The following is an 18,046-nucleotide window of genomic DNA, read 5'->3' on the forward strand; positions in this document are numbered from 1 at the left end:
TTTTGTACTACTTATGACGATTTCGAACATTGACCTTATCAGAATTCTGGTGCCGAATAACGACATGGGGATGTACAGAGTCCAAAAAACAAAATCCTTCGCTCTGGCGACCGTGAAAATCCGGGTCGCGTAGAGCCACAATCAATCAATAAAATCAGTGTCACAGGGAGACATCCATGACGAATACCGAATCCACCAAAGACAAGGTGCACTGGGCAGCCGAGATGCACGCTCAGGAATACCGCGACGGCAAGCTAAGCCGACGGGAATTCATAACGCGCGCCACCGGTCTTGGAGTTTCAGCCGCCGTGGCCTACAGCATGATCGGATTGCCGACACCTGCTTTGGCCCAAACCGCAAAGCAAGACGGCGGCACACTGCGCGTGCAGATGGAAGTACGCGCACTTAAAGACCCCCGTACCTATGACTGGTCGCAAATCGCAAACGTGACTCGTGGCACACTGGAATATCTGGTCGAATACAACTCGGACGGTTCGTTCCGCGGCATGCTGCTCGAAGGTTGGGAAGTAAACGATGACGCAACCGAATACACTCTGAATGTCCGCCCAGGCGTCAAGTGGAACAACGGCGATGATTTCACGGCTGACGACGTCGCCCGCAACATCGCGCGCTGGTGCGACAAGAGCTCGGAAACCAACTCGATGGCCGGTCGCTTCGCGACCTTGATCGACGCCGAGACTGGTCAGGCCGGTGAAGGTGTCATCGAAGTTGTCGACGCAACCACGGTCAAGCTGAACCTGCCCAAACCGGATATCACCCTTATTCCTGGCATGGCCGATTATCCCGGCGCGATTGTTCACAGCTCGTTCAGCGAGACAGACCTGCTGAACAACGTGGGAACCGGCCCCTACCTGATTGATGAGCTTGAAGTCGGTGTAAAAGCCGTTCTAGTTCGCAACCCGGATCACACCTGGTGGGGCGAAGAAGTATTTGGCCGCCCTGCCCTGGATCGTATCGAGTACATCGACTACGGAACTGACCCGTCTGCCTGGCTGGCAGCACTGGAATCCGACGAAGTTGACATGCTTTATGAATCCGTGGGCGAATTCATCGACGTGATGGATGGCCTAGGTTATGTGAAATCCGAAGTTGTGACCGCTGCGACTATCGTTGTTCGTCCCAACCAGCTGGCCGAGATCGACGGTCAGAAACCTTATGCGGACAAACGTGTTCGGCAGGCGATTCAGATGGCTGTAGACAATTCTGTTTGTCTGGAACTGGGCTATGGCGGCCGCGGAGCCCCGGCGGAGAACCATCACGTGGCACCGCTACATCCGGAATACGCAGAACTTCCACCGCAAAAGGTTGATCCTGCGGCAGCCAAGGCGCTGATGGACGAAGCTGGTTTCGGTGACTTCGAACACGAGATCATCTCGATCGACGATGACTGGCGTCGCAACACCACTGATGCCGTTGCCGCGCAGCTGCGCGACGCCGGAATCAATGTCAAGCGGACCGTTCTGCCGGGCAATACCTTCTGGAACGACTGGGCAAAGTACCCGTTCAGCTCGACCAACTGGAACCCGCGTCCGCTGGGTGTGCAGGTCTGGGCACTTGCCTATCGTTCGGGCGAAGCCTGGAACGAGTTTGGCTATGCGAACCCGGAATTTGACGCCATTCTGGAAGAAGCGCTTGCCATTGCTGACGCAGATCAACGTCGCGAAGTCATGGCGCGTGGCGAAGCCCTGCTGCAGGAAGATGGAGTCACGATCCAGCCCTATTGGCGTTCGCTCTATCGTCACATGAAAGAGGGCCTTGTGGATACGGATATGCACGTGACCTTCGAACACCACCACTACAAGTGGGGCTGGGCTGCCTAAGCACTGCCAATGACACACAAGGGGCGCCTGACACGGGCGCCCCTTTCCAGCCGCAGACTTGCCGACGCGGGGTCGGACGTCCGAGGCCAGAAAATGGTCCAATGATCTGCGGAATACCTGAACAACAGGGGCCACCATGGGACTATTCATCCTACGACGGTTCGGAGTGATGCTGCTTACGGCATTATGTCTGACATTCGTCGTCTTTTTCCTGACCAACCTTTACCCGAACCTTGAAAAGCTGGCGAAAACGCAGGGCAACCAGCGCATGTCGGATGAGCAGGTCGAAGCCTGGTTGGATAACCGCGGTTACCTACAGCCAACACTCGTGAAATACGGCCAATGGCTGGGCGTGATGCCTGGATTTCAGAACACCTTGGAAGATGGCCAGTTTGTGGGAACCTGCACGAGACCCGGTTCGACGGCAGAGGACACGGCAAGATATTGCGGTGTTCTTCAGGGCGATTGGGGATACTCGACCGTATTCAAGGACGAAGTCGGAACCATTGTTGGTAAGCGTCTGGGCAACACAGGTTACCTCATGTTCTGGGTTTTGGTCCTGATGGTGCCTTCCGCATTGATTGTTGGTGTTCTGGCCGGGATGCGAGAGGGATCAGCCCTGGATCGATCCCTTTCAACTTTCTCGATCATAACGACAGCGACACCGGAATATGTGTCCGGCGTTATTTTCATCGCAATCTTCACCTCGTCCACGGTTGGATTGAAGTGGTTCAAGGGAACCGCGACGCAAGCGATGGAGAACCCGACATTCGAGAACTTCTTCCTGCCGGTCCTTACCATCGCGCTGTACGGTATGGGCTATATCGCCCGGATGACCCGCGCTTCGATGACCGAGGTGATGACGGCGCAATACATCCGAACCGCGCGGCTGAAAGGCGTCTCGTTCCCGAACATCGTCATGAAACACGCGTTGCGCAACGCGTTGATCGCGCCGTTCACGGTTATCATGCTGCAGTTCCCATGGCTGCTCAACGGCGTCGTAATTGTTGAAACTCTGTTTAACTACAAGGGTTTCGGCTGGGCGCTTGTTCAGGCAGCAGGCAACAACGACATCCAGCTTCTGCTGGCGATTTCGGTCGTGTCGGTCTTTGTTGTTCTGATAACGCAGCTGATCTCGGATATCGGCTACGTCTACCTCAACCCGCGCATCCGCATTTCATAAGGAGGGAGAGATTATGGAACCACTATCCTGGACCGGCTCTATTGCCTTCCTGAACCCGCTGCTGATGATCGCACTGGCAGCACTGATCCTGTCGATCTTGATCTGGATCATCGTCAGTATATTCCAGCCTGAACAGCAGATTGTCGTGAACTCGGATGGATCCGTCAGTTCAGGCGGCGGCGTCCGCGGACTGATCCAACTTGCGCTGCACTACAGTTTTCTGGCCAGCGTAGGATTGGCCGTGGCCTATCTGGTGCTGGGTATCCTGATGGGCACAGGCGCCGGGATCATCGGCGCCATTTCCCAGCAATTCCTGCCAGTATGGGTCGCGCTGATCATCATGTTCGCCATGTCGATCGCCTTTAAAAGGCGCTTGGGGTTATACGGCAAACTGTATGACAGTCCCATCGGTATGATCGGCTTTGGCCTTGTGATGTTCTGGGTCTTTACCGGCATCTTCGGCGCGCTTGACCTGATCGTTACCCATGACCCGCTAACACAGATCTCTGGCATGAAGAACAAAGTGCCGGGAACACCTTTACCGAACCTGGAGGACGGCGAGTACGCCTGGTATCTTCTGGGCGGTGACAACCTGGCACGTGACGTATTCAGCCGGATGGTCAAAGGGGCCTGGGTCGTGGTGCAGATAGCACCGCTTGCAACGATGTTCGCCTTCATGGTCGGTATTACGCTGGGACTTCCCGCCGGGTATTACGGCGGTCGTCTGGACACGTTCCTGTCTTTCCTGGCCAACCTGATCCTCGCCTTCCCGGTCATCTTGCTGTTCTATCTTCTGGTGACACCGGAAATCGTGGCGACCGGAGTGCCAAACTACATGGCGGCCGTTCTGTTCGTGTTCCCGATCCTGTTCATCTGTGTGTTGCTGAACTCGCGCTATTACACACGCCCGAATTTCCGCACCCCTCTTCTGATCGGTGTTCTGGGCGTTGCGATCTGGCTGTATCTGTCACTGATTTCAACTGGAGGCTACGTCATCAACACCGAGGCTTATCGGATCTGGGGCCTGCCAACCTATTTGGACCTGTTCGATATCCCCGGCGGTATTCTGGTGGTCTTCGTCTCGGTGGTTTTTGTAAACTCACCCACGGTTTTCCGTATTGTGCGCGGGCTGGCATTGGACATCAAGACACGTGACTACGTGGCCGCGGCCCAGACGCGTGGCGAGGGTCCGTGGTACATCATGTTGTGGGAAATCCTGCCCAACGCCCGTGGTCCGCTGATCGTCGATTTCTGTCTGCGTATCGGTTACACCACCATCCTTTTGGGTACCTTGGGTTTCTTCGGACTGGGCCTGCCGCCTGAAAGCCCGGATTGGGGGTCGACGATCAATGAGGGGCGGAAGCTTCTGTCGATCTACCTGCACCCTGCCCTTCCGCCTGCTTTTGCGCTGCTGTCGCTGGTTCTTGGTCTGAACCTGTTGGCCGACGGCCTGCGCGAAGAAAGCTTGAAGGACTGATGTGATCGAGGCCGGGGGGCCAGCCCCCCCGGACCCCCCGGGATATTTTCGGCCAGATGAAGGGGATCCCCGCATTTGGTGAGGAGTAAGCAAGATGAGCAAAATGGCGGATTATGACGGCCCGATCCTGGAGATCGACAAGCTGTCCATCTCATTCTTTACCCGCCTGCGGGAAATTCCCGCCGTTATGGATTTCTCGGTCAGCGTACAGCCCGGCGAAGCCGTGGGGCTGGTTGGCGAATCCGGTTGTGGTAAATCGACCGTGGCGCTGGGCGTGATGCAGGACCTTGGCAAAAACGGCCGCGTCGTCGGAGGCACGATCAAGTTCAAGGGCCGCGATCTGGCAGAGATGTCGAGCGAGGAGTTGCGCGACATTCGCGGAAATGAAATCGCAATGATCTACCAGGAGCCGATGGCCTCGCTGAACCCGGCGATGAAGATCGGCAAACAGCTGATGGAAGTGCCGATGATCCACGAGGGTGTAAGTCAGGAAGAGGCTTACTCTCGTGCACTGGAAGTGGTGACGGACGTTCGCCTACCGGACCCCGAGCGGATGCTCAATTCGTTTCCGCACCAGCTGTCGGGCGGTCAGCAGCAGCGCATCGTGATTGCTATGGCGCTGATGTCGAAACCGGCGCTGTTGATCCTGGATGAGCCTACAACCGCTTTGGACGTGACGGTTGAGGCCGCTGTGGTCGAACTGGTCAAGGATCTGGGCAAGAAATACGGCACCTCGATGTTGTTTATCTCGCACAACCTCGGGCTGGTTCTGGAAACCTGCGACCGACTATGCGTAATGTATTCGGGTGAAGCGGTCGAGCGCGGCTCGATCAAGGATGTGTTCGACGAGATGCAGCACCCTTATACACAGGCGCTGTTCCGTTCGATCCCGCTGCCGGGCGCAGACAAGAATTCGCGTCCGTTGGTGGCCATTCCGGGGAACTTCCCATTGCCCCACGAGCGGCCTCCGGGCTGCAACTTCGGACCACGCTGCGACTATTTCGAAGAGGGTCGCTGTGACGCGAAAGACATCCTGATGGAGGCTGTGCCGGGCAATGACCGGCACCATACGCGCTGTCTGAAATTCCAGGAGATCGACTGGAATGCCCCTCTCACTCTGGCGGATCAGAAGGAAAAAGGTGAAATCGGCCGGACGGTACTGAAAATAGACAATCTCAAGAAATATTACGAGGTCGCTGCAAATGCCTTGTTTGGTGGCGGTGAGAAGAAGGTTGTGAAGGCCAACGAGACGCTCAGCTTCGAGGCGCACGAATCTGAGACACTGGCTATCGTGGGGGAATCCGGCTGCGGCAAGTCCACCTTCGCCAAGGTTCTTATGGGGTTGGAGACGGCCACAGACGGACAGATTCTGCTGGACAACCGTAACATCGAGCAGGTGCCCATCGAAGAGCGTGATGCCAAGACGGTCGGCGAAGTTCAGATGGTTTTCCAGAACCCGTTCGACACGCTGAATCCGTCGATGACCGTCGGACGTCAGATCATCCGTGCGCTGGAAATCTTCGGCGTCGGAAACTCTGAGGCCGAGCGCAAGAAGCGGATGCTGGAACTGCTTGATCTGGTGAAGCTGCCGCGCGCGTTTGCGGACAGAATGCCGCGACAACTGTCGGGTGGTCAGAAACAACGCGTGGGTATCGCACGCGCCTTTGCCGGGGATGCGCGAATCGTTGTGGCGGACGAACCCGTTTCGGCGCTGGATGTGTCGGTTCAGGCAGCCGTGACGGATCTGTTGATGGAGATTCAGCGAGAACACAAAACCACGCTGCTGTTCATCAGCCACGACCTGTCCATCGTGCGTTACCTGAGCGACCGGGTCATGGTGATGTATCTGGGCCATGTTGTGGAATTGGGCACAACGGATCAGGTATTTGCCCCGCCCTATCACCCTTACACCGAAGCGTTGCTGAGCGCGGTTCCGATTGCGGATACCTCGGTCGAGAAACAGCACATCGTTCTGGAAGGTGATATTCCTTCGGCGATGAACCCACCGCCGGGTTGTCCGTTCCAGACACGTTGCCGCTGGAAATCCGAAGTGCCTGATGGACGGTGTGAATCGCATGTGCCGCCGGTGCAGACGCTGGCAGATGGGCATCAGGTAAAATGTCACCTGGCCGAAGATATTCTGGCCCGGATGGAGCCGGTGATAAAAGTCGCGGCGGAATAAACCTGTTGCTAGCATTTAGAAAGGGCCGGTCGGAGACCGGCCCTTTCTCTTGACGCCGTGGTTTGTGGGGAGACAGACGGCGTGTGGAAGTGTGTGTGAGTGGCGACCTTTGGTAATTCGTCAACCGGTCATGACGTTGTTTCCGAAATGCATGAATTCCTGGTTCATTCCTGCAATTCCACCGGCTTCAAGCTGAAGGCTGGCGCTGTCGAGCATCTTGTAACTCTGCTGTCCCTTCACCCAATCGTCCGCAGATTGTAGCGTGGTCAACGTGTAGGACGTGACCTCATTCAGGTAATGTGTGGGGATGATCACCTTGGGCTTGAGCTTGGACACAATGTCGTTGCCCTGATCGAAGCTGAGAATGTGTTCCGAGCCATCCACCGGAAGAGTCAGAACATCCACCTGACCGATTGCGTCCCAGAACTCCTGCGGCGGGTTATGGCGATTGTCGCCCCAGATCAGCGTGCGAATGCCGCCGGTCTCGACCAGATAGACGACCATATCCATGTGACCTACATTGTTCGGCGGGCAGGCTTCCACCCCAAATTCGGCCAGCGCATTGGTCCAGTCATACCATCCCGGCGCGACACAAGCGTGTTTGTCGGCAAAACCCGTGATCTTGATGTCAGAAAACTCGAATTTGCCTACCATACGATCCAGCACCATGGTCGAGTTTGGGCGTTCAATCGCATCGTGATCGAAATGTGCATGGGTCGACAGGGTGATGTCTACCGGGATTTGCGGGAACTCGTTGCGGAACCAAAGACCCCACGCGCCCGACGGATCATCCCGCCAGGGATCAAACAGCGCTGTTGCCCCGTTGGGCGAGGTGATCTTGATCGCACAATGCCCATAATAGTCGATGCCAACCGTCCCGGTGCTGGCCTGACCCGTTGCGCCTTGCAGATCGATCACATGGTTGTTGTTGCCCGGCTGTAGCCACGCCTGAGATTGCGCCTGGGCCGATTGTGCGCCCAGCACAGAAGCGGTCGCGCCGACCCCGGCAGCGCCTGCCGCCATGAAGAACGACCGGCGCGACAGCCCCGGCGCCAGATGATCTTTGTCCCCGATCAGGATGGTTGGTTTCAGATCTTTGCGATCCATTTTTGTGTACCTCTCTGTTGGACCCGCGCAGTTTTTCCGCGCGTCCCAGCTAAAGATAACAAGTCAAAGCATATCGGATCAGACCGAAAAAATGGGGGCGGAATATGGGGGGGAACCCCACATTCCACGCTCACGAAATCGAGAGCAAATGACTGCGCAAGTTCTGGTCGCGTCCTTCGAGCCCCAGCTTGCGGCGGATGTTGTTGCGGTGAAAATCAATTGTCGATGTTTCTCGCGACAGGGCCTTGGCAATGTCTTTGGTCGTTTTTCCAAACATGACCATCTGCGCAATCTCGATCTCTGTCGGGGTCATCACTGCAAATGCATCTGTCAGTTTGTCCGACAATGCAGACGTGATCTCGTTCAGGTTCTTCTCGGCCAGTTCAAGATAGACATACTGCGCCTCATCCCCGGAAAGCTGCGTTCGAATTTTTTCCAGATATGGCAGCACTCTGCTGCGCACCTGTTCGACTATTTCGTGATCGCGGCTTTTGCGATCGTCATCCAGACTGGACAGCAGGACGCGCAGCGCCGTGTTGGTTTCCTGCAGCTCACGCGTGCGTTTCGCGACACGTGTTTCCAGCTGTGCCAGTGTTTCGTTGAGTTTCCCTTCCAGCGCGCGACGCAGGTAAACCTCTTGCAACAAAGCCAAATCCGACTCGACCATGCGTGCGAACTGCGCCAGCCCTTCGCGGAACAACAAGGCACGTCGGTTCTGCTTGCGATCCAGAACACAAATAGTTCCGAATACCGATCCATCGGGCCATTTCAGTGGAAGGCCGATGTAAAATGTCATCCCATGTTCCAGATCGTCATTGTCCGCCCAAACCGGATCGCACGCAGCATCTTTGACCACCAATTCTCCGTCCCGCTGCAGGACGCCCTGACAATAAAGCTTGGGGTTCAACTGGAAGCTCAAGCCGACCGAATATGGGTTTTCGGGATGATCCGAGGTGATCAGCACCGCATGATCCGGCGCGTCGGTTTTCATGATCAGGCTTGCAGGCACATCCGCCAACTCTGCGACCAGATCAACCAGTTGCTGCCAGTTGGCCAGCGTTTCTCTGGGAATCTCTGGGTGGTCACCAGGCATTTAGGGCCTCACCAGTTACTGGGCGATACCCTTTCAGGTTAGCGGGTCAGGTTGCACATAATCAAGAACTGGACGCTCTGCGCCGCGGCATCGGGTTTAACCGCCCCAGATGACCTTCACGTAGTTCTGGGTTTCCTTGTATGGCGGAATGCCGCCATGCTTTTCCACCGCTTTTGGGCCCGCATTGTAAGCGGCCAAAGCCAATGGCCAGGATTTGAACTTGCGATACTGCCAGGACAGGTATCTGGCTCCACCCTCAAGATTCTGCTGGGGGTCATGGGGATTGACCCCCAAAAGCTCGGCGGTCTGGGGCATCAGCTGCGCCAATCCCAGAGCACCTTTGTGAGACTTCGCCTGTGGGTTCCATCCGCTTTCCTGCTGCACAAGGCGCAGAAACAAGTCTTCGGGAATGTCATGAAGGCGGGCAGCCTGTTTCGCCAGATCCAGATACTGACCGCGATACTTTCCGGTATATCGCTTGCTGGTCTGCGCACGAGATGTCTTTGGTTTCAACCGCGCGGAATCACGATATTGCGTCGCCGCGCGGGAATCCAAAATCTTGGACTGTTTGAGGAAGATATCCTTACGGCTTTTGGTGGACAGCGTTTGCGCCTGCACAGGCGCGACAGCCAGCACAAGGCAGACAACAGAAAACCCGGCAACCCAAGAACGCATCAATGCCTATCCTGCTCGATAAGAAACCAGTCGGAGTATAGGTATTCCCGCAAAAAATGAAAGCTTGGTAAAGACCAAAGTAAGACTCTTGTTCCACACTGTTGTATCTACTGTTTTCAACCATGATGCAGGCCGTATAGGGTCTCACAAAACAAGTCGCGCCAGATTCGGCGCATTTACGTCAGAACGGAACGAGGAATTACATGGCGGGTTCAGTCAACAAGGTCATTCTGGTCGGAAATCTGGGGCGTGATCCCGAAGTGCGGACATTCCAGAATGGCGGCAAAGTCTGCAATCTGCGTATTGCCACGTCAGAGAACTGGAAAGACCGTAACACGGGTGAACGCCGCGAACGCACAGAATGGCACTCGGTCGCCATCTTCAACGAAGGCTTGGTCCGTGTGGCAGAGCAATACCTGCGCAAGGGTTCAAAGGTCTATCTTGAAGGGCAATTGCAGACCCGCAAGTGGCAGGACCAGTCAGGCCAGGACCGCTATTCTACCGAAGTTGTCCTGCAGGGCTTTGGCTCTACCCTCGTGATGCTGGATGGGCGCGGCGAAGGCGGTGGCGGCAGTGGCGGTGGTTATGGCGGTGGCCAAGCCGGAGGCAGCGGGTACGGAGACCCCTATGGCGGTCCGTCCAGTTCCCCGGCACCGGCAGCGGCATCGGGCGGAATCGACGACGACGAGATTCCGTTCTAAGCAAATCGGAGACACGACATGACATGGTCCTTCTCTCTCGGCCGATTGCTCGGGTCCGAACTGAGGGTCCATGTCACATTCTTCTTACTGCTGGCCTGGGTGGGCTTTGCGGCCTATTCAGCAGGCGGCCTGCCGGCAGCCATTGACAATCTCTTGTTTGTTTTGGCCTTGTTTGCCTGTGTGGTCGCCCATGAGTTCGGTCATGCCCTAATGGCCCGGCGGTATGGAATCAAGACCCCAGACATAACACTGTTGCCGATCGGTGGGTTGGCCCGGCTTGAAAGGATGCCGGAAAAGCCGTTGCAAGAAGTCTTGGTGGCACTTGCAGGTCCGGCGGTGAACATCGTGATCTGGGTCATTCTGGTCGCGTTTGGTGCTGGACTGCCGATCGAGACGCTTTCCCAGATCGATTCACCGGGCATCGGGTTTCTGAACAGGCTGGCCTATATCAACCTTCTGCTGGCAGTATTCAACATGATCCCGGCCTTCCCCATGGACGGAGGACGCGTGTTCCGCGCCCTTCTTTGCCTGCGCATGGATCGTGTCAAAGCAACACGCGTGGCTGCGCTCGGTGGCCAGATCGTCGCCGTTGGCCTGGGTTTTGTGGGGCTGAGTTCGGGCAACCCGTTTCTTGTGCTGATCGCAGTGTTCGTGTTCATCGCCGCCAACGCAGAAAGCCAGGACGTCGCCTTGCGATCTGCGGCACGTCGCGTTCTGGCCCGGGACGCGATGATCACCGAGTTTCACGCGCTCTCCCCCAACGATACGCTGAGCACAGCAGCACAAGCCGTAATTCACACCACGCAGCACGAGTTCCCTGTACTGGATACGGATCAATCTCTGCTTGGTTTTGTTACCCGAGATCGGCTGTTTGCCGCGCTCGCAGGCGATCAACCCAGATCGGCACCTGCCACCTCGATCATGAATGCCGATGTCCCCGCAGTTTCGCTTACCACCGGCCTCGAGACCGTGTTGGAACATCTGCATAAGGGGGCTCCAGCAATTGCCGTGGTCACTCGGGCAGGTCGGATGATGGGTTACATCACCCGCGAAAACATCGGTGAGTTGATGGTTATTCAGGGTCGTTAGGCTTTCAGTTCAAGCCGTCGCAAGCGCATCCGACAGAACCGAAAGAACCGCATCTTTCGGCACATCTGGCGTCACAAACGCCTCTCCGATCCCGCGCGCGAGAATAAACCGAAGCTGACCGTCCACGACTTTTTTGTCTTGCCCCATCAGATCCACCAGCGCGTCGGCACTTGGCAATTCGCCCGGAATATCAGCCAGATCCGTCTTCATCCCCATCGCACGCAAGTGCGCGCGCACCCGGCTTGGATCCTCTTGCGAACACAAACCCAGCCGAGACGACAGCTCAAACGCCAGCGCGCAACCTATTGCCACACCTTCACCGTGCAGAAGGCGGTCAGAATAGCCTGTTGCAGCTTCCAGAGCGTGGCAGAACGTGTGCCCCAGATTGAGAAGAGCCCGGTCGCCTTGTTCGGTTTCATCCCGCGCGACGATATCGGCTTTCATTTGCACTGAACGCGTTACCGCGCGTACGCGGGCCGCCATGTCACCCGAGGAAACGCTTGGCCCGTTCGCCTCTAGCCAATCAAAGAATTTCGCGTCGCCAAGCAAACCGTATTTCACGACTTCGCCATACCCTGACAAAAAATCTCGCTGGGTCATGGTCCCCAGAACAGAGGTGTCGGCCAGCACCAGAGACGGTTGATGAAACGCGCCGATCAGGTTTTTCCCCTGAGGTGCGTTGATCCCGGTCTTTCCCCCAACCGAACTGTCCACTTGCGCCAGCAAGGACGTTGGAATCTGCACAAAACGAACACCACGCCGCAAAACCGCCGCTGCAAAGCCTGCAAGGTCTCCGATGACCCCGCCGCCCAAGGCCACGACGACATCCCGACGTTCGACTTTTTCAGCAAGCAACCACTCGACAGCGCGCTCGAAATGCGGCCAGCTTTTGGTCGCCTCTCCGGCGGGCAATGCCAGTGCGGTCATCTCGATCCCCGCAGCCATCAACCCGGCGCGCAGGGTCTCAAGATGCAGACCGGCCACGTTTTCATCCGTCAAAACCGCCACTTTTGGCCGGGCCAGAAGTGGTGATATCCAGCCCCCTGCCCGCGTCAGAAGATCTGGACCGATTTCAACATCATACGAGCGGTCATCAAGGTCTACATGTACTGTTTGATGCATTTATTTGAGTTCCAAAACATCAGGGCGTGTCATCAGCGCGTCGACAACGCGGCCTGCCATTTTTTCGATCGAGGTCTCGCCATCCGAATCCACTGCCAGATCTGCCTGAGCATAAACCGGCACGCGGGCCTCATAGAGCGCTTTCAACGTCGCATACGGATCGGCTGTGCGCAGCAAAGGACGTGTGTCTTTGTGGCGAACACGATTCCACAGAACATTCAGATCCGCCCGCAGCCAGACTGCAGCACCCTTTTCGGCAATGATGCGACGGTTTTCCGGCTGCAGATACGCCCCGCCGCCCGTTGAAAGAATGCCCTTTTTCTCGTTCAGCAATCTCCCGATGACCTGCGATTCCTTGGCGCGAAAAAAAGGTTCACCGTCACGTTCAAAGATTTCCGGAATGGTCATGTTGGCGGCTGATTCGATCTCGGCATCGCTGTCCAGAAACGGAACGCCCAGACGGGCGGCCAATGCGCGCCCCACCGCAGTCTTGCCAGCCCCCATCATACCCACAAGAACCACCGTTTTGTGCAGTTCAAAGCCACCCTGTGTGTCTGCCGAGTGTGTGTTATGCTTAATTTCGCTCATTTAACCGTGAATGACGTGATCTTGGGAAAAATGCCAGTTATAACTTGGCCAAAAGCAAAAATTGAGGCAGCGTGGCGCCATGGGCCGACTGATCAAATTCCTGATATATGTTCTTTGCCTGGGGTTCATTGGGCTGGTTGTCTATGCCTATGTCGGACCGTTCTTTGGCGCGAATTTTTCTGCGCCTCAAAGTGAAATCCGCGAACCGGTCGTATTGGATGTCGACTAAACAAGCGCTGTTGGCGATCCTTCTGGCGGGATCGGCACATGCGCAAACCCCGTTGTCTGCGATTGATTGGCTGGCGAATCCGCCGGAAAACCTGCCCGGAACGGTTTTGCTAGAACCGCCGGTGGCGCAGAATGGAGGATTGCCAGAGATTGAGGTGACGCCGCTTGAAGCGCTGTCACAACCGTTGGGCCTGGTTGCGTCGTCCATCACAGGGTTGCCCGTAGATTTGTGGCAAGGCAGCGATGCAAGCCGGCTGGCGGCCCTGATCGCAAAGACGCCCGTTCGCGACAACCCGGCGATGCAACGCTTGTTGTTTACGTTGCTTCTTTCAGAAACCCGCGCACCGGCTGGCCCTGATGCCCAAGAGGTCATGCTGCTGGCGCGACTGGACCGTCTGATGCAACTGGGCGCAGCAGATCCCGTTCAATCGCTGGTTCAGTTGGCCGGGCCGACCGATACGCAGGAACGGTTTCAACGCTGGTTTGACGCGACGCTGCAGACCGGTGATGAGGATCGCAGTTGCACCGCCCTTATCGCTGAACCGCACCTGTCAAGGAACTACGCCGCGCAAGTGTTCTGCAAGGCCCGGCGCGGAGATTGGGCGTCGGCCGCGCTGACGCTGGAGGCGGCGCATGCCTTGGACATCCTGCCACCAGAAGACCTGGCGGTTCTGGATCGCTTTCTAAGCCCGGAACTCTATGAAGGCGCAGCTCATCTGCCTCAACCTGAAAACCCGGATCCACTGAGCTTCCGACTCTATGAGGCGATTGGTGAACGGCTTCCGACCGCCTCGTTGCCAAGAGCTTTTGCAAACGCAGATCTTCGGGATGTGGCCGGATGGAAAGCACAGATCGAAGCCGCCGAACGGCTTACACGTATTGGCGCTTTGACACCCAATCATTTGCTGGGCCTTTATACCGAGCGGTCCCCGGCGGCGTCCGGCGCTGTTTGGGACAGGGTTGCAGCCATCCAACGTTTTGAAAGCGCGCTGGATACCCGAAACGCTGAAGCCATTGGAAAAACACTGCCACCGGTCTGGCAGCAGATGCGTGGCGTCGGGCTTGAAGTTCCCTTCGCCGAATTGTTTGCCAAGCGTTTGTCGAACACTACCCTGGCGGTGCCGGCGACTGAAAACCTGCGCTGGCGCATTCTGATGCTGTCTGACCTGTACGAACAGGCAGCACAATCCGCGCCGGACGACTCAATTGACACCCTATTCCTCGCGGCACTGGCACAGGGTGATCCGGGGCGGGCGGTTTCTCCTTCTCCTTGGGCGGACGCGGTTGCTCAGGGATTTGAATGGGCGGCGCCCGTACCCAACGATATCGACGCCTTGCTCGACAACGGTCAACTTGGTGAAGCCATACTGGAAGCCATGCAACTGTTTGCGCATGGTGCACGGGGCAATCTGGTGGATCTGACCGCAGCAATCGCAACCTTCCGACGCGTGGGCCTGGAAGACACAGCGCGGCGCGCAGCGTTGAGCCTGTTGATCCTGCAAGAGCGTTGATGATGGGCTCCCCGGCAACAAACGAACTTTGGATTTCGACCTTCCTACAGGCTCAGGCGGCGGAACTTGGGGCGGCGACAAACACGTTGCTGGCCTATGGGCGCGATCTGAAAGACTTTGCATCCTGGTTGCAGCACAGGGGATCCGGATTCGATAAGGCAGATCGTGATCAGATCGAAGCCTACCTGATCGACTGCGAGGCACAGGGCTTGTCGCGTTCCACCCGCGCGCGGCGATTGTCAGCCATCAAGCAGCTCTACCGATTTGCGTTCGAGGAAGGCTGGAGCGAGACGAACCCCGCCATCCAGATCAAAGGTCCGGGCCGGCAGAAGCGACTGCCCAAAACGCTGGACGTGCCAGAAGTCGACCGCCTGCTTCAGGCTGCCCGACAAACCGGGCGCAGCAAGGCTGATCGCGTACGTAACACGTGTCTGATGGAAGTCATGTATGCCACCGGAATGCGCGTCACCGAACTTGTGTCCCTGCCCGTTTCCTCGGCCCGTGGCGATCCGCGCATGCTGTTGGTGCTGGGTAAAGGTGGCAAGGAACGCATGGTGCCCCTGTCCCCTCCGGCGCGGGATGCATTGGCTGCCTGGTTGACTGTACGAGACGAAGCCGAAGATCAGACTGTTGAGAAAGGCGGTCAAAGATCTCGCTTTCTGTTCCCGTCGCGCGGTAAGTCCGGCCACCTGACGCGGCACAGGTTTTTTCTGCTGGTCAAGGAACTGGCCGTTCAGGGCGGCGTTTCGCCCGAAAAAGTCACCCCACATACCCTGCGTCACGCCTTTGCCACGCATCTGCTGGCCAACGGCGCTGACCTGCGTTCGATCCAGACTTTATTGGGCCACGCCGACGTTGCAACGACCGAGATTTATACTCATGTTCTGGATGAACGGCTGACTGAACTGGTGTTGCAACACCACCCGCTGAGCAAAGACCCTGACGAAGACAGGGGCTAAGCCCTTGATCCAGCGGGTCGGCATCCCCATAACGGATGCACCATCCTAACCCACCAAGGACCAATGGAACCTTCACCTTCTCTGATCGACAGCACATTCTGGTTTACGTCAGGTGCAATCCTTTTATTGCTCGTTTTGTCCGCCTTTTTTTCGGGTTCGGAAACAGCGCTCACAGCCTCCTCACGCGGAAAGCTGAGGGCACAAGCCGACAAAGGATCACGCGGGGCGAAAAAGGCACTCGAAATCACCGATGACAATGAACGCCTGATCGGCTCGGTTCTTCTGGGCAACAACCTTGTCAACATTCTGGCAGCCTCGCTGGCGACGGCCTTGTTCACTCGTTTGTTCGGCGAAAGCGGCGTGGCGTTGGCGACACTGGTCATGACTCTGCTGGTGCTGATCTTTGCCGAAGTGCTGCCCAAGACCTATGCCATCACCAATTCCGAAAAGGCCGCGGCGGCTGTCGCGCCGATCATCAGCGTCGTCGTGACGGTGTTTTCACCCATTGTGGCCGCGGTGCGACTGCTGGTCCGCGGTGTCTTGCGCCTGTTCGGCGTGCAGATCGATCCTGACAGCAACATTCTGGCCGTACGCGAAGAAATCGCCGGCGCTCTGCAACTTGGTCATTCCGAAGGTGTGGTCGAAAAAGAAGACCGCGACCGCATCTTGGGCGCGCTGGATCTGGGCGATCGGACAGTGGAAGAAATCATGTTGCACCGTTCGAACATCGAGATGATCGACGCCAATGCGGCCCCCGAGGAAATCCTGAAACAATGTCTGCAAAGCCGCCACACCCGCCTGCCTGTTTTCCGGGACGAGCCGGAAAACATTGTAGGCGTTGTACATGCCAAGGACCTCTTTCGGGCCATGTATGCGCAGGCAGGCGGCAGCGACGGCGGCACCGACCGTTTGGCCAGCTTTGACATCGGAAAAGTGGCAAATGCCCCGTATTTTGTGCCTGAAACCACCACGCTGGACGACCAGATGCGGGAATTTCTGCGAATGCACAGCCATTTTGCATTAGTGGTGGATGAATACGGGTCTCTTCGAGGTCTGATTACACTTGAAGATATTCTCGAAGAGATCGTGGGCGAGATTGCCGATGAGTTCGACATAGACGAAGAGGTCCCGGTCACCCGCACCGAAGATGGCCAATACCTGGTCGAAGGTGCCATGACCATCAGAGACATTAACCGTGCGCTGGACTGGTCACTGCCGGATGACGAGGCCAACACGCTGGCCGGCCTTGTGATTCACGAGGCGCAGATGATCCCGGTCGTCGGTCAGGTGTTTTCGTTCCACGGTTTCCGGTTCGAGGTCACGGCACGTGAAGGCAACCGTATCACCGGACTGAAGGTGCGCCCGCTATAACGTCTGCGATTTTTTTTCTGAAATGTTCCGGGCGCTGCTAGAATGACTGTCATCAATTTTGCCAATCGATTGCAGGACAAATTCATTATGCCCAGCCTCAAGACGAAACTGCAGGACACAAAAGATCGACTCAGCTCGGTGGTATGTACGATACCTTCGGCGACCGTTACGCAGGCGCTGGCGGCATGCGGGGTCGACTCCGTGATTATCGATCTTGAGCATGGAGCAATCGACTATGCCTCGGCTCACGCTATGATCGCCGCAACTGCGGGAACAAGCTGTGCGCCGTTGGTACGCGTGGCGCAAAACCAGCCAGCGGACGTAAAGCGCGCTTTGGATTTGGGCGCAGAAGGTATCGTGTTTCCCCTTGTCCGAACCGTGGAAGACACCCGGAGCGCCGTCGAAAGCCTGCGCTATCCCCCCGATGGAACCCGTGGTTTCGGACCGTTTCTCGCGCAGTCGCGTTGGGGCGAAACTCTCACCACCTACCCAAGCGTTGTGGGGCCGGAACTAATCTGTTGCATACTGGTCGAAACGGTTGAAGCCCTTGAAAATATCGAATCCATTTGCGCTGTTCCAGGCGTGGATATGCTGATCATCGCACAGTTCGACCTTAGCACTGAGTTGGGCGTGATGGGCCAGTTTGATCACCCGGACTTTGTTTCAGCTGTCCGGAAAGTGGAAAATGCCGCCTTCAGGGCCGAAATACCACTGGGCAATGTGGCGCTGAACGAAGCGCAGGCAACCGATTTGTTTTCTCGCGGCTATCGTCTGGTCGGAGGTTTTGACGCACTTTGGCTGCGCGAGAAGGCTCTGCAAATCCAAAGCTGGTGCAAAACGTAACATACGACATCTGCTGTCGCTAACAGAACAGTAAAATCCGTATCGGCTCGACAGTTTTTCCCAAAACCATAGGGAG

At 56.8% G+C, this 18,046-nt stretch carries 16 protein-coding genes; 11 read left to right on the top strand and 5 right to left on the bottom strand.

Annotated elements, in window-relative coordinates; genetic code table 11:
* Nucleotides 1–176: 176 nt before the first annotated feature.
* The 4 genes from AC2FJB_RS05050 (at nt 177) to AC2FJB_RS05065 (ending at nt 6,683) form a co-directional block, all read left to right on the top strand.
* Nucleotides 177–1,841, top strand: coding sequence for an ABC transporter substrate-binding protein (locus tag AC2FJB_RS05050; RefSeq protein ID WP_496717369.1), 1,665 nt, complete (start codon nt 177–179; stop codon nt 1,839–1,841).
* 136 nt (nt 1,842–1,977) lie between these two features.
* Nucleotides 1,978–3,024, top strand: a complete 1,047-nt coding sequence (locus AC2FJB_RS05055) for an ABC transporter permease (RefSeq protein ID WP_117869195.1) — start codon at nt 1,978–1,980, stop codon at nt 3,022–3,024.
* Between the two features lie 13 nt (nt 3,025–3,037).
* Nucleotides 3,038–4,501: an ABC transporter permease gene (locus AC2FJB_RS05060; protein ID WP_496717368.1), complete on the top strand. Its 1,464-nt coding sequence runs from the start codon at nt 3,038–3,040 to the stop codon at nt 4,499–4,501.
* 94 nt (nt 4,502–4,595) lie between these two features.
* On the top strand, nt 4,596–6,683 hold the full coding sequence (locus AC2FJB_RS05065) for a dipeptide ABC transporter ATP-binding protein (protein WP_496717366.1): 2,088 nt from the start codon (nt 4,596–4,598) through the stop codon (nt 6,681–6,683).
* A 120-nt stretch (nt 6,684–6,803) separates the two neighbouring features.
* Here the strand turns inward: AC2FJB_RS05065 and AC2FJB_RS05070 are convergent, their stop codons facing one another.
* The 3 genes from AC2FJB_RS05070 to AC2FJB_RS05080 all read right to left on the bottom strand — a co-directional run bounded on the left by AC2FJB_RS05070 (nt 6,804) and on the right by AC2FJB_RS05080 (nt 9,558).
* Nucleotides 6,804–7,790: an MBL fold metallo-hydrolase gene (locus AC2FJB_RS05070; RefSeq protein WP_496717364.1), complete on the bottom strand. Its 987-nt coding sequence runs from the start codon at nt 7,788–7,790 to the stop codon at nt 6,804–6,806.
* A gap of 130 nt (nt 7,791–7,920) precedes the next feature.
* Entirely contained in the window at nt 7,921–8,883 is a 963-nt protein-coding gene (locus tag AC2FJB_RS05075; RefSeq protein WP_496717363.1) for a LuxR C-terminal-related transcriptional regulator, read from the bottom strand.
* 96 nt (nt 8,884–8,979) lie between these two features.
* The gene (locus AC2FJB_RS05080) at nt 8,980–9,558 is read right to left on the bottom strand and encodes a lytic transglycosylase domain-containing protein (protein WP_299896439.1); all 579 of its coding nucleotides are present in this window, start codon (nt 9,556–9,558) and stop codon (nt 8,980–8,982) included.
* A 203-nt stretch (nt 9,559–9,761) separates the two neighbouring features.
* Between AC2FJB_RS05080 and ssb the strand changes: the two genes are divergently transcribed.
* Nucleotides 9,762–10,259, top strand: coding sequence for a single-stranded DNA-binding protein (gene ssb / locus AC2FJB_RS05085; RefSeq protein ID WP_496717361.1), 498 nt, complete (start codon nt 9,762–9,764; stop codon nt 10,257–10,259).
* A gap of 18 nt (nt 10,260–10,277) precedes the next feature.
* Nucleotides 10,278–11,348, top strand: coding sequence for a site-2 protease family protein (locus AC2FJB_RS05090; protein WP_299638673.1), 1,071 nt, complete (start codon nt 10,278–10,280; stop codon nt 11,346–11,348).
* A 9-nt stretch (nt 11,349–11,357) separates the two neighbouring features.
* Here the strand turns inward: AC2FJB_RS05090 and aroB are convergent, their stop codons facing one another.
* Together aroB and AC2FJB_RS05100 are read right to left on the bottom strand one after the other, a co-directional pair.
* Nucleotides 11,358–12,470 (bottom strand): 3-dehydroquinate synthase, encoded by a 1,113-nt coding sequence (aroB, locus tag AC2FJB_RS05095; protein WP_496717360.1) that lies wholly within the window; start codon nt 12,468–12,470, stop codon nt 11,358–11,360.
* The gene (locus tag AC2FJB_RS05100; RefSeq protein ID WP_496717359.1) at nt 12,471–13,058 is read right to left on the bottom strand and encodes a shikimate kinase; all 588 of its coding nucleotides are present in this window, start codon (nt 13,056–13,058) and stop codon (nt 12,471–12,473) included.
* A 79-nt stretch (nt 13,059–13,137) separates the two neighbouring features.
* Here AC2FJB_RS05100 and AC2FJB_RS05105 point away from each other — a divergent pair, with 79 nt between their 5' ends.
* From AC2FJB_RS05105 to AC2FJB_RS05125, 5 genes are all read left to right on the top strand, one after another.
* Nucleotides 13,138–13,287, top strand: coding sequence for a hypothetical protein (locus AC2FJB_RS05105; RefSeq protein WP_496717358.1), 150 nt, complete (start codon nt 13,138–13,140; stop codon nt 13,285–13,287).
* On the top strand, nt 13,277–14,797 hold the full coding sequence (locus tag AC2FJB_RS05110; RefSeq protein ID WP_496717357.1) for a hypothetical protein: 1,521 nt from the start codon (nt 13,277–13,279) through the stop codon (nt 14,795–14,797). The genes AC2FJB_RS05105 and AC2FJB_RS05110 overlap by 11 nt, the downstream gene beginning before the upstream one ends.
* Before the next feature lie 2 nt (nt 14,798–14,799).
* Nucleotides 14,800–15,756, top strand: a complete 957-nt coding sequence (locus tag AC2FJB_RS05115; RefSeq protein ID WP_496717599.1) for a tyrosine recombinase — start codon at nt 14,800–14,802, stop codon at nt 15,754–15,756.
* 63 nt (nt 15,757–15,819) lie between these two features.
* Nucleotides 15,820–17,127 carry an HlyC/CorC family transporter gene (locus tag AC2FJB_RS05120; protein ID WP_117869206.1) on the top strand — a complete coding sequence of 436 codons (1,308 nt, stop codon included), beginning with the start codon at nt 15,820–15,822 and terminating at the stop codon, nt 17,125–17,127.
* Between the two features lie 42 nt (nt 17,128–17,169).
* A complete protein-coding gene (locus AC2FJB_RS05125) occupies nt 17,170–17,970 on the top strand; it encodes an HpcH/HpaI aldolase family protein (protein WP_496717356.1) in 801 nt (266 codons plus the stop codon).
* The last annotated feature ends 76 nt before the right edge of the window (nt 17,971–18,046 follow it).

It is taken from the genome of Ruegeria sp. CDSC085, assembly GCF_059610465.1.